Here is a 26,255-nt window from a genome sequence, read left to right on the forward strand (position 1 = left end):
AATGATGTTAATGATTGTAGTAGCTCCAGTCATGTTATTTCGTGATATTGACCACAGAATTATAAAGAATTGAGTTCATAATGACGTTATTGTTGCCATACTGTCTTAGACAAGCCATGTACTGGCATTTGAATTCGAAAAATTAATTAAAGTGCTTGGTGTTTATAAAAATGAGTGTTTTTAACGACAGTTGGCGTTTAAATGTTATTAAATGAGTTTAAAATGCGCAAAAAGCTTTTATTTTCGCTGCTAAGCAACCTGCGTTGGTTAGGGGCAGCATTTATATGTTCGGCAGGATTGCTGGTCGGTTGCAACAGTGATGATCCTATTGCTGACAGTTCGCAGAGTCCCGATCCCACCGTTTCTGATTTTGCTATCGCCTATATAAAGCGCCCGGTACCAGTAGATGAAGACGGTAATCCCGTCCCTGAAGACATTAATGAACCCGAAGCGTTTAATCCCGGTGCCGTTTTATGGTTAAAAGATCGGGCTTTACCCAGTGCCGCAGAGCAAGATATTTCTAGTCGTGCATTTGCTGACCCGGATGATCCAGATACCACTCCATTATACGATGTGCGAGATTTGTCTATCTCACCCGATGGCACTCGGCTGGTGTTTGCCATGCGTGCGCCCGAGATCCCAAACGCCGATGAGGATGAGCAGCCTACCTGGAATATCTGGCAATACATTTTGGAAATCGATACGCTGCAACGTCTCATTACCTCGGATATCGTTGCCGAAGATGGTCATGATCTGATGCCTTCTTATTTGGCGGATGGCCGTATTGTTTTTACCTCAACTCGTCAGCGCCGTGCAAAAGCCATTTTGCTGGATGAAGGTAAGCCGCAGTTCAGTGGTCAGGAAGAAAGTCTGAATACCCATGCTTTTGTATTGCACGTTATGCAGGATGACGGCACTGATTTAAAACAGATTACCTTTAACCAGAGTCACGACTTTCACCCAACCATGATAGAAGATGGCCGAATTGCTTTTTTACGTTGGGACAACATGGGGGGCTCTAATGCTCATTCATTGTATGCGGTAAACCCCGATGGTCAGAATTTACAGCGACTGTATGGTTATCACAGTCAGAATACCGGTAACAATGGTGTTCGAGCCTTGTTTACAAAACCTTTGGCAATGCCGGATGGCCAGTTATTAGTATTAAGCAAGCCGATGCAGAGTTTAAATTATGGTGGCGATCCTGTGGTGATCGATCACGAAAACTTTATTGAAGAGGATTTGATGCTCGACGGCACGACCGGCGTCGGACAACAATCGATCGCAGCGGATGTTGTGAATACTGATAATACGCCATCGCCAGGTGGCTTATTTCACAGTGGCTCACCCTTATGGGACAGTACCGATAATCGGGTGATCATCAGTTGGTCGCCTTGTATGGTGCGAGAAGTGGACCCAAATACACAGGAAGAGTTGATCTTAAGTTGTACCGACGAGAATTTACAGCGATTTGAAAATGGCGAATTGCTACCCGCCACACCCAGTTACGGTATCTGGCTCTGGAACCGCAGTGAAAATACGTTAAACCCTGTAGTGGTCGCAGAAGAAGGGCTTTGGATGACGGAGCCGGTTGTGTTTCAGCAGCGGTTAAGCAATCTAAATTTTATTCCTGATGGCGTGCCCGGACTGGATCTGGATCAATCACTGGTTACCGATAACGTTGGTGTGCTGCATATCCGCAGTGTGTACGACGTTGACGGTGTGGATACAACATCGTCCGGAATTACTGCCATAGCCGATCCTGCCCATCCGTCTTATGCGGCCCGACCAGCCCGTTTTTTGAAACTGGTTAAAGGCGTTGCCATTCCTGACGATGATGTTTATGACTTTGATAACTCCGCTTTCGGTCGTGGTCGTGGCCAGTTAATGCGAGAAGTTTTGGGGTACGTGCCGATTGAGCCTGATGGCTCGGTAAAGGTAAAAGTGCCAGCAAATGTACCCTTTACCATTAGCATTCTGGATGAAAACGGCGAGCGAATTTCGCCTCGTCATCAAAACTGGATGCAATTACGACTCGGCGAAGAAAGAGAATGTACGGGCTGTCACACCCGCAACAGCGAACTGCCTCACGGCCGTGCTGATGCTGAGCCGCCATCGGTATACCCAGGTTCGCTGGGTAATACAACGTTTCCTAACACCGATCCTAACTTGTTTGCTGAAGACGGTGAGACCATGGCCGAGGCTTATACGCGTATTAATGGTGTGCCAGAGCCGAATCTGGACATTCAATTTTCAGATGTGTGGACCGATCCTGCGGTCACGACCCCTTTACCGGATATTGAATATCTCTACCAAGACTTAAGTACGCCAGCACCTATTTCTAATGCATGCGCCAGTCAATGGCATGCGGGCTGTCGAATTACGGTTCATTATGAAGCGCATATTCAACCCATTTTTGAATTAACGCGGCAGGTGTTTGATAACGATGGCACCACCGTATTGGAAGATAATACTTGTACCAATTGCCACAGTCTGGTTAATCCTGCGGATAATATGGCGCAAGTCCCCGCAGGGCAACTGGAGTTAACCAGCTTGCCATCAGCCGATGAACCCAATCATATGCGCGGTTATCGAGAGCTGTTTTTTGGTGACAATGAAGTTGAGGTGATTGATGGTACGGTGGTTGATCGACAAGCCCCGGTTGTGGTTGAAGGCGATTTTTTATATCAGACGGTCGATGGTACAGGGCAGATTGTATTTTTTCTTGATGATGACGGCATGTTCATTTATGAGCCAGATCCCAATACCGGATTACCCACCGAGTTGTCCGATACTGATGGTAGTGTGATCCAGCAAACGGATGCCAATGGTAACCCACTGGCACAAGACGATGGCAACGGTAACCAGATTCCACTGACCATTGCGATTCCGGTTCCAGAGCCGAATCAGGTTACGCAAACGGTTCCCGTAAATGGTGCACCCATTTTACGTTCAGCAGGCGTTGTACAGAGTCAGCGGTTCTTCGATTTGTTCCGAACCGGATCTCATCAGGGGCGTTTGACCGATGCGGAATTACGATTAATCACAGAATGGCTTGATATTGGTGGGCAATATTTTAATAATCCATTTTTAGCGCCAGAAAATTAATAACAAAAAGGTTTGTTTGATGCGGTTGTTGCGCAATGTTGATTTTAATTTTAATGGATTAGCGTGGTCATTCTGGCTTAAAGCCTGTTTGCGAATGGTTATTCGATTGCAGAGCGTTACTGTTGAAGTACGTAAGTTTGGCCGACAGAGCTATTTGATGTTAAGTCTTGTACCTATCGCTTTTATTGCGAACAATAGTATGGCGCAGGATGAAAACAGTCCTGCAGAAAATCTACAACCACCGGCCGAGCTAAACTCTGAGCAACCAGTTATTCCTGCAGAGGCTCAACGGGTAGTTGTGTCTGAGCCATTTATCAATTTACAAACAGGGCCGGGAAGAGGTTTTCCGGTTTTCTATATTGTTGAGCAAAAACAGTCTTTGTGGATATTGAAGCGAAAGTATAACTGGTTCAATGTAACCAATGAATCCGGTAAAACCGGCTGGGTTCCGCTGGAAGAAATTATTAAAACAAAAAATCCAGATGGCAGCGATGTTCAATTTACTTCCTACACAGAGCGTGACTATGTTAAGCGTGACTGGGAGTTAGGGTTTCGGGCTGGTGATTTTGGTGGGGCAAATGTTCTTGCGCTATCGGGAGCCTGGCAGTTTACTGAAAACCTTGCGGCAGAGCTTGTTGTAGGGCAAGGTTTGGGGGATTTTTCTGAAGTTCGTCAAACCACAATTAATGTTACCAATACACCTTTTCCAGAATGGCAGTTTTCACCTTACTTTGGTATCGGTGGCGGGCTTGTGAAAGTCATCCCCAGTGCCGCACTGGTGCAAGAGGTAGATCGGCAAGATGAAGTCTTATTTGCAACGACCGGATTAAAGACATACATTACCGATCGTTTTTTATTTCGAGTTGAATATCGCAACTATGTGATTTTAACAACCCAAGCAACCAACGAAGATATTGAAGAATGGACAGTCGGATTCAGCGTATTTTTCTAACCCTGTGTTTAACCTCGGTTTTCATTATGTCGCCTGATGCATTTGCTCAAGCGAAAACTGCATTTGATTCTCCTGCGGAGTCTGGGGAGAGTCGTGAGCCTTCAAATAAGCCACAGGATATCTATAACCCTGAGCTGGAGCGGCAAAAAATTGATGAAGCATTAATTGATGATGAAGACTTCGAGTTGGGTTTGTTTTTTGGCACATTAAGTATTGAAGATTTTGGTGCCTCCGAACTCTATGGCTTACGCTTTAATTATTTTATCAATGAAGATTTTTTTGTTCAGGCAAATGCAGGCAGTGCTAAAGCCGGGTTGTCGAGTGCAGAGCAACTTTTTCCAGGTAACGCTGTAATCTCTAACGATAAAGATTATCAATATTATGACGTTAATTTGGGGTGGAATGTTTTACCTGGCGAAGCTTTTTTAGGCGACGATATCGCGGTTAATACTTCATTTTATTTTGTACTGGGTGCAGGAACCACGTCATTTTTGGATAACAAAGAATTTACTTTGGTTTATGGTGCGGGTTATCGCGCTTTAATCAATGACTGGTTGGCTTTTTCAGTGGATACTCGTAATCATCGATTTAATACCGAGTATCCTGCAGGCGAAGTTAAAGCCACTCATAATCTTGAATTTAGTATGTCGTTATCGGTGTTCTTTTAAAAAGAGTTCGTTATTAAATTTAATCTGTAAAAGGTAATGTTTATGAAACTAATGCGTTCGGTATTATTTGTGCTGGCTTTCTCGGTGTGTGGCATTAACGCAAAAGAAATGAATCAACCGGCGCCAGATTTTACTCTAAAGAGCATGTCTGGTGAAAATGTAAAGTTAAGCGAGCTGCAGGGTAATGTGGTCATGATTAACTTTTGGGCAACCTGGTGTGGCCCGTGTCGACAAGAAATGCCTTTACTGGATGAGTTTTATAAAAAATATAAAAAGCTCGGTTTTGTTTTGTTGGGCGTGAATGTTGAAGAAGATTCGTCAAAAGCCGCAGGCTATCTAAAAGAAGTCCCTGTTACTTTTCCAATTCTTTATGATAACACCAATAAAGTCAGTGAGCTGTATGATGTGGATGCTATGCCAACCACTGTATTAGTAGACAGAGGTGGCAATCTTCGATTTGTTCATCGAGGTTACAAGCCGGGTGACGAGCAGCAATATAAAAAACTAATGAAAAAATTAATGCGTGAGTAATTCTGTGCAGCATACTTTTTTTGTACTAAAGCGAACGGTACTTGTTGGGCTTGTGTTTTTATTATCCAGTTGTGCTCTAGAGCCCTGGGTTAAGCCTTATGAGCGGGATAATCTTGCTGATCCTATTATGAAATTGAGCCGAGATGCCATATCACAAAATTACATGCATCATGTTTATCAAGCCAGAGAAGCTGGCCGGGGTGCAGAAGGTGGTTCTGGTGGCGGCTGTGGGTGTAATTAAATGAAGATTATCTTTTGCAAAGCAGTAGTTCTACTATTGATAACTTACTCTTTGACTGGACAGTCCGCTGTATTGCCTGAAGATCGATCCGATGCCATGTACCATAAGTACGAAGGCGGCGGTATGGTTATTGATGGCCCCTCTGTTTTAGTGCGTAAATCGTTTCTGGAAAAGTTTTCTGCGTCAGCGAACTATTATGTTGATAATGTAAGTGCCGCATCAATTGATGTGCTTGCCAACGCGAGCCCTTATATTGAAAAGCGCCAAGAGTATTCATTAGGGCTTGATTATTTAATTAATAAAACCACCGTCAGTACCAGTTATACCAACAGTAAAGAAAATGATTACCTGGCCAACACCGCTTACTTTGGTATTTCACAAGACTTTTTTGGCGATCTGTCGACGCTTTCCATTGGTTATTCTCGTGGTTGGGATTCGGTAATGAAAACCGGTGATCCGGATTTTGAAGAGTTTGCCGATCGACAAAACTATAAACTTGACTGGACGCAGGTAATAACCAAAAACTGGATTGCCAGCCTTGGTCTTGAAACGGTGACCGATCAGGGGTACTTAAATAATCCTTACCGGGTTGTCCGTTATCTCGATCCAACCGAGGGAAGAGGCTTTCGCTATCAGACCGAAGTGTACCCAGAAACTCGCACTAGCACGGCGGTTTCCTTAAGAAGCATGTACTATTTACCCTACCGGGCCTCGATTAAGTTTGAAGCGCGCACCTATTCGGATACCTGGGATATTTCGGCGAGTAATTATGAGTTTGCCTATATACACCCATACGGTGATCACTGGATTATAGAAGGGAAATACCGGCTTTATGATCAAACTCAGGCAGAGTTTTATCGTGATTTAATCGATCCGTTAAATAATGAACAGAATACGGAGTTTGTTGCCCGTGATAAAGAGATGAGCGCTTTTTCAGATTATTCTGTTGGTTTGGGTGTCAGTTATGAGCGTGAGTTTAAGACAACGGGCTTTTTTAAAAAATTCAGTGTTAATTTATTTGTCGACTACTTTCAATTCGATTTTGAAAACTTCCGTAATGTATTAGTGCACGATACCAATCCCGGAGAATACGCTGTTGGCTCTGAGCCCTTATACGCATACGATGCAACGGTAACCCGTTTTTATTTTTCTATTTGGTATTAAATCAAATACACCAATCACTACTTTCTCTATGTGGGAACTGTTTTACAGTTCCTCTCTTTGTCGGTACAAATAAAAAATCTTTGCTAAACTAATGGATAAGTCGTTTATTCAATATTTTGTTGACAATAGAATATGAATACTTTGTGGTAATTATTTTAAAAGGAGGCTCTGAATTGACCATTCAAAACCATCGATTGCATGCGTTTGTTTCTGGCAAAGTGCAAGGGGTTTTTTATCGTGCCAGCACCGAAGAACAAGCCAAGCGGATCGGACTGAATGGCTGGGTACGAAATCTAACCGACGGTCGTGTCGAACTTGTCGCAGTGGGTGATGAAGATAAGCTCAAGCAATTACTCGACTGGTGTTATAAAGGACCTGAAAATGCCAGTGTTAAAGATATTCATGCGGTCTGGGATAACACATCGGAAATTTATGATGATTTTAAACAGCGAGAAACCTGCTGAAAAACTCATCAGCAGGTGTGATAAATAGACCATCAATAACTTTAATCGTTAAACACGCTCTAAATACTTTAAGTGAATTGTTAATATTGACGAGTAATATCAACGTAGAGTGTGAGTCTCTGCCCTGGCTGTAAATATTTCTTTGGATTAATACGGTTCCAGCGCACAACATCGGCCACTTTTACTCGAAACTTTCCTGCAATGCGGGCAATTGAATCACCGCTTCGAACACGATAACGAATTTTACGTGTTTTATTTTTTATGCCACCGGTGCTTGCCGCTTGAGCGGTTTCAGTCCATACCACCAACTTTTGACCGATTCGTAATGGATCGGTGGGCGCCATATTATTCCAGCCAGCGAGTTGACGCATTCCAACTTTGTATTCGCGCGATAACGACCAGAAGGAGTCGCCTTTTTTGACATAAACGTTAACTTTTTGACCGCTGCGCTTTCGATTTTGCTTTGCTGTTAAACGGTTTTTGCTGCTTTTAACGTAGCTGCCAGATTTATATGATGCAGTGGGGATCAGCAATGCTTGACCAGCCCGGATCATATTGCCTCGAATACCGTTGGTTGAGCGTAGCAGCTCAACCGTCGTATTAAACTTTTTCGACAGACTTAATAAACTATCGCCGGATTTTATGACATAGCGTTTAAAGGCAATGCGCTGCTCTTTTGGTGTTTTGCTTAATGCTTCGCTGAACAAAGTGGCGTTTTCCAACGGTACTAATATATCGCTGTGCTTTTTGGGTTCGGTTGCCCAGTGATTAAAGCCCGGGTTTAACGTATAAAAGTCATCCATTTCAATCTGTGCCAATTCGGCAGCAACCACCAGATCAATTTGTGAGTCAACGGTGACTTTGGCGAAATAGGGAGCGTTCTGAATAGGTGTCCAGCTTAACTGAAAGTGCTCAGCCCGTTTTAATAAATCAGCCAGTGCAAGCAATTTAGGTACATAAGCTTCGGTTTCCCGTGGTAAGTCGAGCGACCAGAAATCCGTTGGCTTATTGCGTTTTTTATTTTTTCGTATGGCTCGAGAGACATTACCTTCGCCAGAATTATAGGCAGCTATGGCGTGTAACCAGTCGCCATCGAACCGTCTGTGTAAATACTCAAGATAATCCAGTGCAGCTATGGTGGAATGGTAGACATCACGTCGGCCATCGTACCACCAGTTTTGTTTCAGCCCGAATCGTTTGCCGGTACCGGGAATAAATTGCCACATGCCCGAAGCGCGGCCATGGGAATAAGCGAATGGATCAAAAGCACTTTCAACGATGGGCAGCAGTGCCAGCTCCATGGGCATTTTGCGCTGCTTTAACTGCGAATAGATATGAAATAGGTAAGGACTCGCTCGCTCGGACATTCGCTGAATATAAGAGGGGTGTTTTGCGTACCAGTTTCGCTGTGATTGCAGACGTCGTCGTTCAGGAATAGCCAGGGTAAATTCATCTCGAATCATCCACCAGAGGTTGTCCACTTCGGCAACCTCATCAAGCATTGATTCATTGCTGATCACTTCTGCTTCAAGTTCTGCTGCAAGTTGCTCCGATGCTTCGATGTCGTTGGCTTCCACCTCAGTCACTTGCTGATTGGCCAGTTCACCTTTGTGGGTAGACTCTGTAGCAGTGGGTGCTAATAGTGTATTACAGCCACTCAGGGCAAGGATAAATGTAATTGCTGAAAAATATTTGATCATAGATTGTCGGATGCAGGTCTTTTGATTTGCTGGATAATAAAATTATCGAGCAGGGTTTTGTTATCTAGACTTATCGAAAATCACTACTTGAGTTATTTCGCTGGATAAGTCTGCCAACGATATCGGGTGCTCATGATATTTTTATGAGAGATATCTGTCAATTTTAGGCGAGTTTTAAAAATTGTCTTTCCACTGACGGATGACCGCGAAAACATCCTCAGGAGTAGACAACGGCTGACCACTAAAAGTTTCAGCAGCCGAGGCAACTTCTTTTCGATTTGCTCTAAGGAATGGGTTGGTGGCCAGTTCTTCTTCAATGGTACTGGGAACGGTGGCCTGATTGTCTGCTCTTTTTTGTTTTACCAGTTCCTGGCGACGTTTTAAGTCGGCGTTATGCTTATCAACTTCACGAGCAAAGGCTAAATTGGCCTCGGTGTATTCGTGAGCGCAATAAACGGTTGTGTTAGCTGGCAGTGAGGCTAGCTTCTGCAGAGAGTGCCACATTTGCTCTGGAGTGCCCTCAAACAGTCTGCCACAGCCGCCCGCAAACAGGGTATCGCCACAAAATACACTTTTTTTGTCAATACGGTTTTCGCCAATGCGATCCTTAAGAATATAAGCAATATGATCCAGCGTATGCCCCGGTACTTCTATAATGTCGAAAGAGGCATCAATTTCGCTTAAAGTAATCGAGTCGCCCTGTTTCAGGGTTTGATCGATCCCTTTTATTTTTGCGTTATCAGGGCCGTAGACCTTACATTGATGCTGCTGTTTAAGCTTTTCAACACCACCGGTGTGATCGTAATGGTGGTGAGTGATGAGAATTGAGGCAAGGGACAGGTTATTCTGTGCTAAATAGTGCTCCACAGGCTCTGATTCGCCCGGATCAACCAAAGTGCAACAAGACGCTCGATCATTTCGTAAAGCCCATATATAGTTATCAGAGAAGGCAGCAATTCTGTCGACCTGCATCTTAGTTCCTTATTGTTACTAAAGAGTGTTTCGCGAAAAGGTGAACCAATAATGTATCAGGAACCCGATAGGCATAACAACCTGACCACACCACCTGAACAGTGGTCGTCATTGATCGGTGGTGAAAAGGCTTGCACCCAGTTACGGCGGGTGCTGGCTCAACAATTGCCAGAGTGTTTTGGCTATTACGGGTTAGCATTGGGGCCTTTAGCCAGGACGCTTTCACTCGATGCCAGCCCGGTTCGCTATTGGTATTCACTAGGCAGCTCTTTGCCTTCTGAACCTGACGCAACGAATCAACAGCGCGGTACTATTAAAGGTGGGCTAGATTCTGAAAAGCGTTTTGATCCGCCTAAGGATTTTGACGTGCTGGCCGATTATGATGCTCTACCGATTGCTTCCGACAGTGTGGATGTTATTTTACTGCCGCATCTTCTGGAGTTTATTAAGGAGCCGCATTCGTTATTGCGAGAGATTGAGCGAGTGATTATTCCTGATGGCCACTTGATATTATCGGGCATTAACCCTGTCAGTTGGTATGGTTGTCGTTATCTTGGGGCTAAAATGTCGCGCAAAAAGCGACAGGAAAGGCGGTTGGTGGGGCTAGCCCGATTGAAAGACTGGCTGCTTTTGCTGGGCTTTCAAATAGACATTTACGGTGGCTTACAGCCTGGCGTTGAGCCCGAAGAGCAAAAAATATGGCAGTCCATGACTTCTCACTTTAACAGTCATTACTTTATAATTGCCAAAAAGTGCGTGTCGACAATGACACCCATAAGACCCAGTTGGCACTCCAATCAAAAGCTTGTGCCGGCTCGTTTTGCCGAACCGGGCGTGCAGCGACTGGTTGAACGAGAGTTGAAAAAAGCACAACATTAAATCTACAAATAATTCGCAGTTAAACTAATTCGGAAGACACGTGACTAAAATAGAAATTTTTACCGATGGTGCCTGTAAAGGAAATCCCGGACCAGGCGGTTGGGGGGCTTATTTGCGCAGTGGCAGTTATGAAAAAGAGCTGTTTGGCGGTGAAAACCCCACCACTAATAACCGGATGGAACTTACTGCAGCCATAGAGGCGTTAAAAGCGCTTAAGCGTCCCAGTCATGTTGACCTGACTACGGATTCGCAATATGTGCGTAAAGGCATTACCGAGTGGCTTGAGGGCTGGAAACGCAAAGGGTGGATTAATTCTGCCAAGAAGCCGGTGAAAAATGCGGACCTCTGGAAGCTGCTTGATGAACTGGCGCAAAAACATACCATTGAATGGCACTGGGTTAAAGGACACAGTGGACACCCTGAAAATGAACTGGCTGATCAATTGGCCAATCGCGGTGTTGAACAGGTTGTTTGATTTTTGAACTGTGGCTAGAGCTCAGCGCCTGGGTCATCAAATCCAGTGCGCATATAAACCATGCAAACCTTAAATTAACGAAAGTCGGATATTTATGAGACAAATTGTTCTGGATACAGAAACCACCGGTCTTGAGCCATCACAAGGGCACAAAATCATTGAAATTGGCTGTGTTGAACTGGTGGATAGAAAACTAACCGGTCGACATTATCACCAGTATATTCAGCCGGATCGTGTGATTGATCAAGGGGCAATTGATGTTCACGGGATCACTAATGAGTTTTTACAGGACAAACCCCGGTTTAACGCCATTGTTGATGAGTTTTTAAGTTTTGTTGATGGTGCAGAGCTGGTTATTCACAACGCACCTTTTGATATTGGCTTTCTGGATTGGGAGCTCAAATGTTTGGGGCAGCAAAAAGGCGCAATGAGTGATTATTGTACCGTGCTGGATACCCTGGCATTGGCCCGAAAAATGTTTCCGGGTCAAAAAAATAATCTTGATGCACTTTGTCGTCGTTATGGCATAGACAATTCACACCGAACCTTACATGGCGCATTGCTGGATTCTGAGATTTTGGCCGATGTGTATTTGTTGATGACCGGTGGGCAAACCTCATTAACGCTGTCATCCCATCAGGATTTTTTAAATCAGAGTAAAGAGTCGGCTGGCATTCGGCGTATAAGAAAAAGCTCACCATTAAAAGTTATTAAAGCCAGTGATGATGAGCAAAAGCAACATGAAGAACAACTCGAAGCCATTCGAAAAGCAGCTGGCGGAGAAGCCATATGGGATAAGCTTTCGTAAGGACATTCTGTTTAGTCAGTTTTATTTTTACTGGATGCGAAAAAAAAGCCCTTGTTGAACAAGGGCTTTTTTTATGACTTTAGATTGTGCGAGTCAGAATATCAGGTTTAATGACCACCTGATTTTTTCGCTTTTAACTCACATTTGTCGTTTTCCCAAGTGCCTTGCATTGAGTCACAAAGCGACTTTAAGTCGTGGTGTTTGATCAAGTTAGATTCATACATGGATTTGGTTGAGGATTCCAAATTGGTGTAAACCATAATCAATCCAACAATACTCATGGTAACCATATATGGGAATGCCATAACGACCATGCGGCCGTAAGACAAGCGAATAAGTGGCGCCAGAGCTGAGGTTAATAAGAACAGGAACGCCGCCTGACCGTTAGGAGTTGCAACACTTGGAATATTGGTACCAGTGTTAATGGCAACGGCCAGCATATCAAAGGTTTCGCGGTCAATGGTGCCATTAAGCGCTGCTTTTGCCACTTCATTAATATAAACCGTCGCAACAAACACATTGTCACTGACCATGGACAATACGCCGTTAGCCACATAGAACATGGCAATTTGATCGGTACCTTCCATTTCAAGCACGGCATTGATAATTGGCGTAAATAGCTGGTTGTCGGCAATTACCGCAACTATCGCAAAAAATACCGTTAATAATGCAGTAAAAGGCAGGGCTTCTTCAAAAGCTTTACCGATACTGTGCTCATCAATGATACCGGTGAATGCTGTTGCCAGTACTATAACGGATAAACCAATCAAACCAGGCTGTGTTAAATGCAGTGCTAAAGCAATCACCAACCATACGGCGGTAACACCTTGCATAAATAAAGCGACTTTATCTTTGGTGGTTCGTTGTTCTTCTTCGGCTTTCGCAAAGTCTTCCATAATGGCTCGAACATTTTCGGGCAGTTGTTCGCCATAACCAAACCACTTCAATTTTTCCAACAGAATGGCGGTAGCAAGACCTGTGAACAACACCGGAATGGTAATAGGCGCCATGCGTAAGAAAAACTCGCCAAACTCCCAGTTAGCACGGCCAGCAATCAACAGGTTTTGTGGTTCGCCAACCAGTGTACAAACACCACCCAGTGCTGTACCCACTGCCGCATGCATTAGCAGGCTACGTAAAAATGAGCGGAAACGATCCAGGTCATCACGATGGTACTCGTGGACTTCATGGTCTTCACTGTGATCGTGTTCATGTTCGAACTTTTTACCGGAAGCGACTTTGTGGTAGATGCCATAAAAGCCAACACCCACGGCAATAACCACAGCCGTTACCGTAAGCGCATCGAGAAAGGCGGATAAAACGGCAGCAACAAAACTGAACAACAAAGATAATAAGACTTTAGAGCGTACTTCTAACAGAATCTTTGTGAATAAGAACAGCAGCAGGCTTTTCATAAAGAAGATACCGGCTACCATAAAAATAAGCAGTAACAATACTTCAAGGTTTGACTGAATTTCGTATATTACTGTATCGGCGCTAGTAAGACCTATGAATAATGCCTCAAGTGCCAATAGACCACCGGGTTGCAGTGGGTAGCATTTTAATGCCATGGCAAGAGTAAATATAAACTCAAGAATCAGTGCCCAACCAGCAATGGTTGCGCCAGCTTCACCTGCTCCAAAATAGATGATGGGGTTGAGTATAAGAAAGGCAACAATGGTGATCTTGTACCAATCAGGTGCGTTACCCAAAAAGTTATCAAGAAAAGCGACACGAATCGATTTTGACATTACAGGATCCTGTTATTTGTTTATTTTTCGTTTAAATTCATGCAAGTAGCAGATGTAAAGGGAATTCTAGACTGAAATGTTTGTTTTGCCCAGATCTGCGACCGTAATTAAAGGTTATTTAGTTTATCAATTTTCTTTGAAGAACGCTTGTATAGTCGTCTTGTTGCTTTCAAAATGTGCTCGAAAGGGTTATCCTTCCAGAATGAGGTTAGAACTCAGACCAGTTGGCTGAGCTTTAAAAGGATCGACACTGCTTACCGTCAGTCGTCAGGGCTTCAAACGAAAGTAAAAAATATGACCGATAATCAAAATAAAGTTACCTACCATATGACAACGCCTATCAAGGCGAAAAGTCCGGCTGCGTTTGCCGAGCAGTACATTGTGGAGTCTATCTGGCGTGGCAAGTTTGCTGCGGGCAGTATTCTTCCTGCCGAGCGTGAGCTTTCCGATCTCATTGGGGTTACCCGAACAACACTTCGTGAAGTGTTGCAGCGTCTCGCACGCGATGGCTGGTTAACCATTCAACATGGTAAGCCGACTAAGGTGAATGATATCTGGCAAACGGCCGGATTAAATATACTCGATACCATTGTTCGACTTGATGACGAAGGCTCGTTAACCATTGCAGATCAGTTATTAAATGCCCGCACTAATATGAGCGCCATTTATTTACGTCTTGCGGTTAAAAGTAATCCTGAAAAAGTGATAGAACTACTGAAAGAGCTTGAGCAGGTGAAAGACACCGCAAAAGGCTACATCGATTTTGACTGGGTATTTCACCACAATGCAACCATTGCGGCAGGCAATCCGGTTTATACTTTGATGCTGAACGGATTTAAGACGATTTACTATAGAATTGGCGAGTATTACTTTTCGAATGAAGTGGCCCGTAAGCTGGCTAAAGCGTTTTACAGTGAATTAACAGGCATCATTCAATCTGGCGATATTGAAAAGCTAATTGAACGCTTGTGGCAATACGGTCATGAGTCGGGCACCATCTGGCAGCAGATGCGTGAAAAGCTTCAAACGCTCAGTGAGTTGGATAAAGATGCTTAATAGCGAGTCCAAAATATGACCATGGGGTCTTTTACTTTATAAAATCTTAAAGGTTTGATACTCGTTTCATCAAACCTTTGTTTTTTCCACTTCTTTTTTCGGCGGAACGCTTTCGAGAATATAGGGCTTTCCGGACTCATCGAGAGTTTCCAGGTTAACATCAAACCCCCAAAGTCGATGCAGATGTTTTAGCACTTCGGATTTAGAGTCTGCTAGAGTATCCCTGTTGTGCGGCGTATGACGTAACGTAATGCTTCGATTGCCTCTGACGTCAACATTATAAATCTGAATATTGGGCTCGTTCATACTCAAATTATATTGATTTGAAAGCATTTCTCGAATTGCCCGATAACCCGTTTCGTTGTGGATAGACTCAACCGATAGATGAGCTTCTTTATCATCGTCCAAAATCGAAAATAATTTAAACTCCCGTATCAAACGAGGTGATAAAAATTGCGCGACAAAACTTTCGTCTTTAAAGTTTTTCATGGCAAAGTTCATGGTTTCAAGCCAGTTTGACCCTGCAATATCAGGAAACCATTGTTTGTCTTCATCGGTGGGCGACTGACAGATACGTTTGATATCTTGCATCATGGCATAGCCTAATGCGTAAGGATTAATGCCTGAGAAACCTGGGTGATCAAACTCTGGCTGATACACGACATTGGTATGACTTTGCAAAAACTCCATCATAAAGCCGTCGGTGACCAGTCCTTGATCATAAATATCGTTTATTAATGTGTAATGCCAAAAACAGGCCCAACCTTCATTCATTACCTGAGTTTGTCGTTGTGGATAAAAGTACTGACCAATTTTTCGCACAATGCGGATAATTTCACGCTGCCAGGGTTCTAATAAAGGCGCGTGCTTTTCAATAAAATACAAAATATTTTCTTGCGGCTCGGGTGGAAAGCGACGAGTTTCTTCTTCTCCCGATGGTTTTTTCTTTGGAATAGTGCGCCATAAGTCATTCACTTGCGATTGCAAAAAAGCTTCGCGTTCTTTTTGTCTGCGCTTTTCTTCACGCATGGATATTGGGTAGGGGCGTTTGTAGCGGTCAACCCCATAATTCATTAATGCGTGACAGGAGTCCAATAGCGACTCCACTTCATCAATCCCGTAGCGCTGCTCACATCTGGAAATGTAGTTTTTTGCAAATAGCAGATAATCAATAATGGCTTCGGCATCGGTCCAGGTTTTAAATAAGTAGTTGCCTTTAAAAAATGAATTATGACCAAAGCAGGCATGCGCCATGACTAATGCTTGCATCATCATGGAATTTTCTTCCATTAAATAGGCAATACAGGGATTCGAATTGATCACAATTTCATAAGCAAGGCCCATTCGACCACGTCGGTATTGCTGCTCATTCGATATGAAATGTTTACCGAATGACCAGTGATTGTAACCGATGGGCATACCGACACTCGCATAGGCATCCAGCATTTGCTCTGCAGTAATAAGCTCAACCTGATTGGGATAAGTGTCGAGCTCAAACTTTTCCGCGGTTTTCTCGATAACATCGTAATACTGTTCTATTAAATCGAATGTCCATTCGGATGAGGTTGAAATTGGCTTTTGTCGCTGACTCATGCGGCTTGTTTCCTGAAAAACTCTCGAAACACAGGGTAGATGTCACTTTGTTCGGTAATTTGTTGTATGGCAAAATTATCAAATTCGCTTAATATCCGCTCGTACTGGTGCCATAAGCTTTGGTGTTCTCGCTGAGTAATTTCCACATAAGCAAAGTAACGCACTAACGGTAAAATGCTTTCTCGTAACAGTTTGCCGCAAAGTGGCGAGTCGTCGTTCCAGTTATCGCCATCAGACGCCTGAGCGCAATAAATATTCCACTGATCAACGGGGTATCTTTCTTTGATGATTTTATCCATTAGTTTGAGAGCACTTGAAACGATAGTTCCACCGGTTTCTTGCGAATAGAAGAATTCCTGCTCATCAACTTCTTTTGCCTGGGTGTGGTGTCGAATAAAAACAACATCAACATCTTTGTAGCTGCGTGTTAAAAACAGGTATAACAAAATATAGAAACGTTTTGCCATGTCTTTGGTGGCCTGATCCATGGAGCCAGAAACATCCATCAGACAAAACATGACCGCTTGAGAGGTGGGATCCGGTTTTTTTGCGTAGTTATTGAAACGCAGGTCAAAGGTGTCGATAAAAGGAATTTTTCTTAATTTTTCTTCAAGGACAATAATTTTTTCTTCAACCGCTTTCTTTTCGTTTTCTGTAACCGATGAAGATTGATTCATTGTTTCAAGTGTTTGTTTAAGATCTGCCAGCTCTCGTTTTGGTGTGGCTGACATGGCTATACGGCGAGCCATTGCTGAACGTAATGAACGAACAATACTAATATTGGTGGGAACGCCATCGGTGGTATAACCTGCCCGAACGGTTCTGGTTTTGGTCATTTTTTTTAACTGATTTTTTTTCAGGTTAGGCAGTTCAAGATCATCAAATAAAATATCAAGGTATTCATCTTTTGATATTTCAAAGATGAAATCGTCTTCTCCTTCGCCTTTATCGCTGGCACGCCTGCCGCCCTGGCCTTCGCCGCCAGGAGGAGGGCGTTTTATTTGATCGCCAGGAACAAATTCTTTATTGCCCGGATAGATACGCTCTTTTCGACCGCCAGCTCCCTGACGAAAAGTTGGCTCTTTTATATCTTTTGAAGGGATAGATACCTTCTCGCCTTTATCGAGATCGGTAACGCTGCGCTTACCAATCTGCTCGGCAATAGCGCGCTTTATTTGTTTTTTATAACGCCGTATAAAGCGCTGCCGATTTACCGTGCTCTTATTCTTCGCATTGGGTCGACGATCAATCAGTTGTGCCATAGATTCCTCCCGTTACCGCTTAATTACATTATGAGGATTTTCTTACGCGTAGGTACCACTCGCACAACAGACGGACTTGTTTCTCGGTATATCCTTTTTCAACCATACGGGAGACAAAGTTTTTGTGTTTCTTTTTGTCTTCTTCCGACGCTTTCGCACTGAAAGAAATAACCGGTAGTAAATCTTCAGTATTGGAAAACATTTTCTTTTCGATGACTGAACGAAGTTTTTCGTAACTGGTCCAGGTTGGGTTATTACCCTTATTGTTGGCTCTTGCGCGAAGCACAAAGTTAACCACTTCATTACGGAAGTCTTTAGGGTTGGAAATGCCCGCTGGTTTTTCAATTTTTTCCAGCTCTTCATTCAGTGAAGCTCGATCAAAGTTTTCGCCAGTTTCTGGATCGCGATATTCTTGATCCTGTATCCAAAAATCAGCGTAGGTAACGTAGCGATCAAAAATGTTTTGTCCGTACTCTGAGTAAGATTCTAAATAAGCGGTTTGAATTTCTTTGCCGATAAAGTCGATATAATTAGGCACCAGAAATCCTTTAATGTGTTCAAGGTATTTGTCGTAAACTTCTTGAGGATACTGCTCCCGAGCAATTTGTTGCTCGATTACATATAATAAGTGAACTGGGTTGGCTGCCACTTCCGTTTGATCAAAGTTAAACACGCGAGACAGTATTTTAAATGCAAAACGGGTGGATAATCCGTTCATGCCTTCGTCAACACCCGAGTAATCTCGGTACTCCTGATAGGATTTAGCTTTCGGATCGGTGTCTTTAAGAGTTTCACCATCATACACGCGCATTTTAGAATAAATACTGGAGTTTTCTGGCTCTTTTAGTCTGGACAACACACTGAATTGTGCCAACATTTTTAATGTACTCGGCGCACAGGGTGCTTCGGAAAGAGAGCTGCTTAACAATAACTTGTCATAAATTTTAATTTCTTCTGAAACACGTAAACAGTAGGGTACTTTGACAATATATACCCGATCCAGAAATGCCTCGTTATTTTTATTATTTTTAAAACTTTGCCATTCCGACTCGTTGGAGTGGGCCAAAATGGTGCCTTCGTACGGCAGAGCTGACAATCCTTCTGTACTATTATAATTACCTTCCTGGGTGGCGGTTAAAAGTGGGTGCAGCACTTTTATTGGCGCCTTAAACATTTCGACAAATTCCATAATGCCCTGGTTGGCACGACATAAAGAACCAGAATAACTGTAAGCATCAGGATCATTTTGTGCAAAACCTTCCAGTTTTCGTATATCGACCTTACCGACAAGTGCCGAAATATCCTGATTGTTTTCGTCACCGGGTTCGGTTTTCGCAATGGCGATTTGATTAAGAATTGAAGGTTGCAGTTTTACCACTCGAAATTTGGAAATATCGCCGCCGTATTCATGCAACCGTTTAACTGCCCAGGGCGACATGATTTTATTCAGATAACGCCTTGCAATGCCGTATTCATTTTGTAGAATTTCCCAGTCTTCTTCAGGATCGAACAGTCCCATTGGTGACTCAAAGACTGGCGAATCTTTTAGCGCGTAAATAGGGCACTGCTCCATCAGTCGTTTTAATTTTTCTGCTAAGGATGATTTACCGCCGCCAACTGGGCCCAGTAAATATAAAATTTGTTTTTGCTCTTCTAGTCCTTGAGCGGCGTGTTTGAAGTAGGAAACAATTTGCTCGATGGCGTCTTCCATGCCATAAAACTCTTCAAAAGCGGGGTAGCGGGCAATAACCTTGTTGGAGAAAATACGTGACAGTCTTGGATCTTGTGCTGTATCGATTAATTCGGGTTCGCCAATGGCTTGTAACATTCGCTCGGCGGATGAGCCATAGGTCAGTGGGTCGCTTTTACATAAGTTGAGATATTCTTGTAACGAAAGTTCTTCTTGTTGATGATCGTCGTAACGTTGCTGATATTTATCAAAAATGCTCATCTCACACCTCTATTTATGTTTGTCTGGTTGTTAATTCACCAAACGTCTAGCGTTTCATTTTCAATCTCCTTTGTCCTTACCGACAAACCGGTAATTATTGTTATTAAGCCGTTATTTTTTTAATTTTTTAAGCAATTGCTATGGCTGTTTGCCCAGTTGGATCTAAAATCAATCTTGTTATAGTTAAGCTTAGTTAATAAATGATTTTTTGGTATATAAATCCTTTGAATAAGTTAAAAATTGTCTATTGGTGTTCAAAATTAACTCGATAGAGGATTGATAAATAATAAATGTTGCAGTGCAAAATAAATAATTGCGGCTTTTAGATAATTAACGTCATATTTTTCAAAGAGTTAGCTTAGGTATGTAATAAACTGGTCTGCCCACTTGCGTTGCTTTTCAACTGTGGTTAGCATTGATAGCGGACAATAATTTGAATTTAATATTAATAAAACAAAAACGGTGCATTCGCTGGCTTGGAACATCTGTTACAGAACTCTAATTTCTAAAGTGCAACAGGTGTTTTTATAATCAGGTAGTAAGCCAAAAGTGATAGACCTAACTGGGAGAGTTAAATGAAAAAATTCACGCTTGGAGTGTTAACTCTGGGAAGTTTGGTTCTGGCAGGGTGTAGCAGTGACGAAACGGTTGATCCCGAAGAGTCAATAACTGTTCGTGCGGTCGCAACCTATGTTCCTGCTGAAAGCAACATTCCGGTACCTAATGACTTATTATTCAGTGGCACAGCAGATTTAACACTGAATATTCCAGTTGCTGATCCTCAAGATTTCTCTGACCCCCAAAATGCGATTTCATCGCTGGATGGTTGGTCAACCGTTGCACCATTTTCGTTCAGCTTTCAACATGAAGATGACACTGTAACGCTAGACGCTTCCAGCGTTGCCGCTGGCAGTACTGTTCGCGTTTTTGAAGTATTGGCTGATACCGACTTTAATAATCCTTTATTTGGTGATGCGCCAACCTTTGCGCCATACGATTTAGTGGGTGAAGTACCAGCGACTGAATACGCAGTGTCGGTACAAGGAATGGATGTTGTTGTCATTCCAACCAAACCGCTTAACCCTCGTAGCACATATGTGGTTTTAGCGACAAACGGCATTATGGACAGTAATGGCGTGAATGTTACTAAAGATGCCCAGTATGACTTTGTTAGTTCAGGTGTTGAGTTAACCGGTTCTTTGGCAGCATTGGAACCTGTACGACAGTTGGTTAACACTTATGAAAATCTGGCTGCAGCCGGTGGTGTTAATAAAGATAATATTGTTATCAGCTTTGCTTTCACCACACAATCGGTTGGTCCGGTTGTTCAAGCTGCAAAAGGTCTCTATGTGGACTTTCCTTTCTCTCAAGGGCAATTCCCAGCCACTGATTTCACACCATTAAACATTCCTTCAAATATGGTGAATCCAGCATTGTCGGGTGAAGCATTAATCAGTGTTGGTGAGATTTCACTTAACTATATGTTATCTGCTCCGACTATGGAAAATCCTACGGCGCCACTTAATAGTTTTTGGCGCGGTGCTGAAATGGTACCAGGACCTAATGGTGGTATGGTGCCTAACCCAATGGCTGGTGGTTTTACAACCTATGTCAATAAGTTACCTCAGGTAAACGGCATTGAGACGGTTCCATTGTTGGTTTCCTTACCGTCGAATGTTCAGTGCCCAAAACCTTATCCGGTAATGATTTTCCAGCATGGTATTACTTCGAATAGAACCGCTATGTTAGGCATCGCTGATGCTATGGCAAGTGTTTGTACCGCTATTGTTTCGATGGATTTACCATTGCATGGTGTTAATGCTGATAACGGCGGTATTTTCTTCACTGGGTATGACTCAGGCGATGTGAGAGAGCGTACATTCGGTGTTGATTATGTTGATAATGGCACTTCAGCGCCAGGTCCTGATTCCATGGTTGATAGCTCTGGTGCCCACTTCATCAACTTACCAAATCTGCTGGTGTCTCGAGATAATATTCGTCAGGCTATTTTCGACCTGTTAACACTTGAGAAAGCGATCCCGGCGATGGATGTAGATGGCGATACAATTCCAGATTTCGATTCTCAGTCAGTCTCTTTTATGGGTCACTCTTTAGGTGGGATAGTAGGCTCCAGTTTTGTTGCCTATTCTGATCTGGTGCAAACGTCTGTTTTGGCTAATCCAGGTGGCGGCATTGCCGGATTACTGGATGCTTCGGATACTTTCGGACCAGTTGTTCGAGGTGGCGTAGCGGCAGGTGCTGGTATTCCAACCACTGATCCTGCTTTCCCAGCTCTGTATCAGCAGTTCTTATTTGCGGCGCAAACAGTCATCGACAGTGGTGATCCTATTAATACCACCATGGCTGCTCTTGGTAACGATATTCCGACGTTGATGTTGCGCAATGAAGGCGACAGTGTTGTGCCAAACAACTCACCTACGGCGCCGTTATCGGGTACTGACCCTTTGGCTGCTTATCTGCAACTAGCACCTGTGACGGCAGAAAACCCTGGTGATTTATCGGTGGGTGAGCGTCAAATCTCTCGCATTAACGATGGATTGCATTCGACGGTATTAACACCGGCTGGTCCGGAGGGTGCGACACAGTACCTGAATGTGACTACCGAGATGCAAACCCATATTGTTAGCTTTATTACTTCTGATGGTGCTGCTGTTCAGGTAGCCGATCCGACATTACTTGACTGATCTCCGGTTTAGTTAGGTACAATAGCCCTCGCCATATCGGCGGGGGCTTTTTTTTGAGCGCTTAAATGATGGGTTGCAGTAAACCCGGTTGTGTTGTTTTTGGAGAATAGAATTGGAATTTTTACTTGATTTGGGATTATTTTTGGCGAAAACCGTCACCATTGTCGTCGCTATTGTTGTGGTAATTGGTGTGATCGTTAGCGCTGGATTAAAAAATAAGCATCAGCAACAGTCGGGACAAATACAGGTATCGAGTTTAAGTGATGAGCTGGACGATCTCGAAGACGATGTTCGTCAAGAAACCATGAGTAAAGATGAATATAAGCAGTATCACAAAGCAAAAAAAGAGCAGGACAAAAAACAGCAGAAAGCGCGAAAGAAACAGTTGAAAAAATCAGATGATGAGAGTTCATCTACAGAAAAGTCACGTTTGTTTGTGATTGATTTTGATGGCGATATTCAGGCGTCTTCGGTTGAAAACTTGCGCGAAGAAGTGACGGCCGTATTGAGTGTGGCTAATGAAAAAGATGAGGTGTTGATTCGACTGGAAAGCGCGGGAGGTATGGTTCATTCTTATGGGCTGGCAGCATCGCAGCTTGAGCGTGTGCGTCGCAATGGCCTTAAGCTGCATGTTGCAGTGGATAAAGTAGCCGCCAGCGGCGGTTATATGATGGCCTGTATTGGCGAGCATATTATGGCCGCACCCTTTGCCATTATTGGTTCCATTGGAGTATTGGGACAGTTGCCTAACTTCAGTCGTTTACTGAAACACAACAAAATTGATTATGAGCAACATACCGCCGGTGAATTTAAACGAACCTTAACTATGTTTGGTGAAAATAACGACAAGGCTCGTGAAAAATTTCGCGAAGAGCTGGAACAAACCCATGTGTTGTTTAAAGAGTTTATTCAGCAAAACCGTGCCGATCTTGATATTGATAAAGTGGCTACAGGTGAACATTGGTACGGTACTCAGGCCAAAGCACTTAATTTGGTGGATGAAATTAAAACCAGTGATGACTTTGTGGTTGAGCGTGCTAAACAGGGGGATGTGTTTAAAGTGAAGTATGAAATTAAAAAGCCACTTTCCGAACGTTTACCATTGGCGATCTTTGGCAGTTTACAAAACTCTTTACTGAGCTTTTTACAAAAAGCCGATACTCATAAAATGTTTAAGTAACCCAGTACTATTGACGGCGCTTATTAGCGCCGTTTTTGTTTTAAAGTAAACTAATCTTTCATTATTTGCAGGTAACTTTTGATGGACAAAGATTCGGAATCAACCAGCGCGGTAAAAACAGATAAACAACCTCGGCCATATGGCAGTTGGCCATCGCCCATTTCTGCACAGCAGTTAGCTGCAAAAGGTACCCGGCTGGGTCATGCGCAAAGCTTTGATGGTAAACTTTATTGGTTAGAATCACGACCGGCAGAAAAAGGCCGCGGCGTCATCGTTTGTTGGGATGGCAAGAAAGTGACTGACGTATCGCCTAAGTCGGTTAGCGTAGGTTCCAAAGCTCATGAATATGGCGGCGGCGACTTTCTGGTTTGCGAACTTGGATTGTTATTTTGTAATGCCGATGATCAAGGTGTTTATCTGCTGGATCATCAAGATGAATTAAGTTTGATGACAGAGTTACCGGAAGTGGCAAAGTCACTGCGCTATACGGACTTTAGTATCTGTCCAGACAATCGCTGGATTTATGCCGTACAAGAAAACCATACCCAGGATAAATCAACCGGTAAACCGGTGGTACTGAACGAGTTGGTTGTCATCGATAGCCATTCTAGAGCCGTAAAAGTCGTTGAAACGGGGGCGGATTTTTACAGCTATCCTCGTGTATCGCCAGACGGTAATCGGCTTTGTTGGACCTGTTGGTCTCATCCTCAAATGCCCTGGGATGGCACCGAGCTATGGGTGGCTGATATCGACAAAGATGGAACATTAACGGCTAAACACAAAGTATGTGGTGGGACGGAAGAGTCGATTTATCAACCGGAGTGGAGTCCCGATGGTGTGCTGCACTTTGTCTCGGATCGTTCGGGCTGGTGGAATCTATATTCATTTCGTGATGGCGTAATGAATGCTTTAATGCCAACGGATAATGACTGTGGATTACCGCAGTGGAATTTTGGCAGCCGCAATTATTGTTTTGCAGACAGCCAAAATATTTATTTATCGGTGTTTGAGCAGGGCGAACAACGGCTGGTTCATATTGATGTGAATAGTGGTCATGTTGAGCCACTTGAGCTGCCATTTACCGAATATAGCGGGCAACTGCATTATTCCAATAAGCGTTTATTTGTGGTTGCAGGTGGCCCTGTCATTGCTCAGGGGCTGTTTGCGATTGAGCTTGATACAATAAAGTATGTTTCTATAAAACAGGAACCAGCCATACCCATTGACAGCGATCAGGTTTCCATCGCAAAACCAATTCAATTTACTTCAGCAGCCGGTTACCAGTCTTACGGTTATTTTTATGAGCCATCAAACCCTGATTATTGCGGGCTTAAAAATGAAAAGCCTCCGCTGATTGTTTTATCCCATGGCGGGCCTACCGCCGCTGCCAGCAGTGCATTCAATTTGGCCATTCAGTTCTGGACATCGCGCGGTTTTGCAGTAGTGGATGTGAATTACGGTGGCAGTACCGGATATGGGCGTGCTTATAGAGAATTGCTCAAGGGGCACTGGGGTATAAATGATGTGAATGATTGTTTATACGCGGCCCGGTTTCTGGTTGATGATGGTCTGGTGGATGGCGAGCGTTTGTTGATCCGTGGCGGATCCGCTGGCGGATTCACCACCCTGTGTGCGCTAACCTTTCACGATGATTTTGCGGCGGGCATGTCACGTTACGGCGTTGCCGATCTGGAGGCTTTAGCGTCCGACAGTCATAAATTTGAAGTGCGATATCTGGACAGTCTGGTGGGTGATTACCCGGCGCAAAAAGCCATTTATCAGGAACGCTCACCGATTAATAATACCGATAAGCTTTCCTGTCCCATTTTAATTTTGCAAGGCAGTGAGGATAAAGTCGTGCCTCCGGCACAGTCGCAACAGTTGGCAAAAGCATTAGATGAAAAAGATATTCCTTACGAATACATTGAGTTTGAAGGAGAAGCTCATGGCTTTCGTCAACAGGATAATATCATTCGCGCGTTTGAGTCGGAATTAAGTTTTTATTTGAAAATTCTAAAGATTACTGTGAATTAAGCCTTGCTTCGAATATTTAATGGTCTCCCATTAGAACGAAAGATAAACACGCTCTAGATTTATCAACCAATAAAAAAGGCCTTAAGCATTATGCTTAAGGCCTTTATATTAAGAAGGGAAAGTTAGTTTTTTTAAGTGGCTTGATTGTCGTTAACTTTTTGCTCCAGTTGTTCCTTGTCAAAGTCCTGACCCTCAAAATCTAATCCAGCCTTGGGATCGTTGAACATATCTTCATCAAAGTCCTGCTCCGATTTGCTGACAATGCAAGCAATGGTGGCATCACCGGTGATGTTCACAGCGGTACGCATCATATCCAAAAATCTATCAATGCCGAGTAACATACCAATTGCTTCCGAAGGCAGATTAACCTGATTTAAAACCATGGTCAGCATCACCAGACCAACACTAGGAACGCCTGCGGTGCCAATGGATGCCAGTGTAGCCATTAAAATAACTGTCAGGTACTGCGCCAACGATAAATCAACGCCGTAAAGCTGTGCAATGAATACGGTGCCATCCATATTAATGGTAGCGCCTAGGGGCAGTGAAAACGACGAGGTTGTTTTGCCAACCCCAAGGCGTTTACGGGCAACTTCCATGGTAACCGGTAAGGTGGCGGCACTGGATGATGTGGTGAAAGCGAACAGCAATGCAGGACGCATTTTCTTAATTAGCATCAGTGGATTTAAGCCAGTAAATAACGTCAGTAATGTCGGGTAGGTCAATGATGCGTGAATGACTAACGTGATGGCAACCAGTAC

The 26,255-nt window shown here is 43.5% G+C and carries 21 protein-coding genes; 14 read left to right on the forward strand and 7 right to left on the reverse strand.

The window, feature by feature from the left end:
• Positions 1–222: 222 nt before the first annotated feature.
• The 7 genes from C8D97_RS01985 to C8D97_RS02015 all read left to right on the forward strand — a co-directional run bounded on the left by C8D97_RS01985 (position 223) and on the right by C8D97_RS02015 (position 7,128).
• Positions 223–3,108: an HzsA-related protein gene (locus C8D97_RS01985; protein WP_210204811.1), complete on the forward strand. Its 2,886-nt coding sequence runs from the start codon at positions 223–225 to the stop codon at positions 3,106–3,108.
• 19 nt (positions 3,109–3,127) lie between these two features.
• Positions 3,128–4,060, forward strand: a complete 933-nt coding sequence (locus tag C8D97_RS01990; protein ID WP_109761653.1) for a hypothetical protein — start codon at positions 3,128–3,130, stop codon at positions 4,058–4,060.
• Positions 4,030–4,728, forward strand: a complete 699-nt coding sequence (locus C8D97_RS01995) for an outer membrane beta-barrel domain-containing protein (protein WP_109761654.1) — start codon at positions 4,030–4,032, stop codon at positions 4,726–4,728. The genes C8D97_RS01990 and C8D97_RS01995 overlap by 31 nt, the downstream gene beginning before the upstream one ends.
• Positions 4,729–4,770: 42 nt before the next feature.
• Positions 4,771–5,259 (forward strand): TlpA family protein disulfide reductase, encoded by a 489-nt coding sequence (locus C8D97_RS02000; protein ID WP_245411372.1) that lies wholly within the window; start codon positions 4,771–4,773, stop codon positions 5,257–5,259.
• 4 nt (positions 5,260–5,263) lie between these two features.
• On the forward strand, positions 5,264–5,500 hold the full coding sequence (locus C8D97_RS02005) for a DUF4266 domain-containing protein (RefSeq protein WP_109761688.1): 237 nt from the start codon (positions 5,264–5,266) through the stop codon (positions 5,498–5,500).
• Positions 5,501–6,664 carry a DUF3570 domain-containing protein gene (locus C8D97_RS02010; RefSeq protein WP_109761656.1) on the forward strand — a complete coding sequence of 388 codons (1,164 nt, stop codon included), beginning with the start codon at positions 5,501–5,503 and terminating at the stop codon, positions 6,662–6,664.
• A gap of 173 nt (positions 6,665–6,837) precedes the next feature.
• Complete coding sequence (locus C8D97_RS02015; protein ID WP_109761657.1) at positions 6,838–7,128, forward strand: acylphosphatase; 291 nt, start codon at positions 6,838–6,840, stop codon at positions 7,126–7,128.
• An 80-nt stretch (positions 7,129–7,208) separates the two neighbouring features.
• Here the strand turns inward: C8D97_RS02015 and C8D97_RS02020 are convergent, their stop codons facing one another.
• Together C8D97_RS02020 and gloB are read right to left on the reverse strand one after the other, a co-directional pair.
• Positions 7,209–8,828, reverse strand: a complete 1,620-nt coding sequence (locus tag C8D97_RS02020; RefSeq protein ID WP_109761658.1) for a LysM peptidoglycan-binding domain-containing protein — start codon at positions 8,826–8,828, stop codon at positions 7,209–7,211.
• A 174-nt stretch (positions 8,829–9,002) separates the two neighbouring features.
• A complete protein-coding gene (gloB, locus tag C8D97_RS02025) occupies positions 9,003–9,800 on the reverse strand; it encodes a hydroxyacylglutathione hydrolase (RefSeq protein ID WP_109761659.1) in 798 nt (265 codons plus the stop codon).
• A 51-nt stretch (positions 9,801–9,851) separates the two neighbouring features.
• Between gloB and C8D97_RS02030 the strand changes: the two genes are divergently transcribed.
• The 3 genes from C8D97_RS02030 to dnaQ all read left to right on the forward strand — a co-directional run bounded on the left by C8D97_RS02030 (position 9,852) and on the right by dnaQ (position 11,962).
• Positions 9,852–10,679, forward strand: a complete 828-nt coding sequence (locus C8D97_RS02030) for a class I SAM-dependent methyltransferase (protein WP_109761660.1) — start codon at positions 9,852–9,854, stop codon at positions 10,677–10,679.
• A gap of 40 nt (positions 10,680–10,719) precedes the next feature.
• Complete coding sequence (gene rnhA, locus C8D97_RS02035; RefSeq protein WP_109761661.1) at positions 10,720–11,154, forward strand: ribonuclease HI; 435 nt, start codon at positions 10,720–10,722, stop codon at positions 11,152–11,154.
• 94 nt (positions 11,155–11,248) lie between these two features.
• Positions 11,249–11,962, forward strand: coding sequence for a DNA polymerase III subunit epsilon (gene dnaQ, locus C8D97_RS02040; RefSeq protein WP_109761662.1), 714 nt, complete (start codon positions 11,249–11,251; stop codon positions 11,960–11,962).
• A gap of 107 nt (positions 11,963–12,069) precedes the next feature.
• Here dnaQ and nhaB read toward each other — a convergent pair whose 3' ends face one another.
• Positions 12,070–13,713, reverse strand: coding sequence for a sodium/proton antiporter NhaB (gene nhaB, locus C8D97_RS02045; protein WP_109761663.1), 1,644 nt, complete (start codon positions 13,711–13,713; stop codon positions 12,070–12,072).
• A gap of 294 nt (positions 13,714–14,007) precedes the next feature.
• Between nhaB and fadR the strand changes: the two genes are divergently transcribed.
• Positions 14,008–14,769 carry a fatty acid metabolism transcriptional regulator FadR gene (gene fadR / locus C8D97_RS02050; protein ID WP_245411373.1) on the forward strand — a complete coding sequence of 254 codons (762 nt, stop codon included), beginning with the start codon at positions 14,008–14,010 and terminating at the stop codon, positions 14,767–14,769.
• Between the two features lie 69 nt (positions 14,770–14,838).
• Here fadR and C8D97_RS02055 read toward each other — a convergent pair whose 3' ends face one another.
• The 3 genes from C8D97_RS02055 to C8D97_RS02065 are packed head-to-tail and all read right to left on the reverse strand — an operon-like array spanning position 14,839 to position 19,575.
• A complete protein-coding gene (locus tag C8D97_RS02055) occupies positions 14,839–16,362 on the reverse strand; it encodes a SpoVR family protein (RefSeq protein ID WP_109761664.1) in 1,524 nt (507 codons plus the stop codon).
• The gene (locus C8D97_RS02060) at positions 16,359–17,624 is read right to left on the reverse strand and encodes a YeaH/YhbH family protein (RefSeq protein WP_109761665.1); all 1,266 of its coding nucleotides are present in this window, start codon (positions 17,622–17,624) and stop codon (positions 16,359–16,361) included. Before C8D97_RS02060 ends, C8D97_RS02055 begins: the two co-directional genes overlap by 4 nt.
• Before the next feature lie 28 nt (positions 17,625–17,652).
• Positions 17,653–19,575 carry a PrkA family serine protein kinase gene (locus tag C8D97_RS02065; RefSeq protein WP_109761666.1) on the reverse strand — a complete coding sequence of 641 codons (1,923 nt, stop codon included), beginning with the start codon at positions 19,573–19,575 and terminating at the stop codon, positions 17,653–17,655.
• Positions 19,576–20,150: 575 nt separating this feature from the next.
• On the opposite strand from C8D97_RS02065, the gene C8D97_RS02070 reads away from it, so the two are divergent.
• From C8D97_RS02070 to C8D97_RS02080, 3 genes are all read left to right on the forward strand, one after another.
• The gene (locus C8D97_RS02070) at positions 20,151–22,280 is read left to right on the forward strand and encodes a hypothetical protein (RefSeq protein WP_109761667.1); all 2,130 of its coding nucleotides are present in this window, start codon (positions 20,151–20,153) and stop codon (positions 22,278–22,280) included.
• 112 nt (positions 22,281–22,392) lie between these two features.
• Entirely contained in the window at positions 22,393–23,460 is a 1,068-nt protein-coding gene (sohB, locus tag C8D97_RS02075; protein WP_109761668.1) for a protease SohB, read from the forward strand.
• A gap of 81 nt (positions 23,461–23,541) precedes the next feature.
• On the forward strand, positions 23,542–25,494 hold the full coding sequence (locus tag C8D97_RS02080) for a S9 family peptidase (protein ID WP_109761669.1): 1,953 nt from the start codon (positions 23,542–23,544) through the stop codon (positions 25,492–25,494).
• A gap of 131 nt (positions 25,495–25,625) precedes the next feature.
• Here C8D97_RS02080 and C8D97_RS02085 read toward each other — a convergent pair.
• The coding region (locus C8D97_RS02085) for a dicarboxylate/amino acid:cation symporter (protein WP_146196063.1) at positions 25,626–26,255 on the reverse strand (630 nt) is incomplete at its 5' end.

The sequence above is a fragment of the Pleionea mediterranea genome (assembly GCF_003148745.1).
Classification (GTDB): Bacteria; Pseudomonadota; Gammaproteobacteria; order Enterobacterales; family Kangiellaceae; genus Pleionea; species Pleionea mediterranea.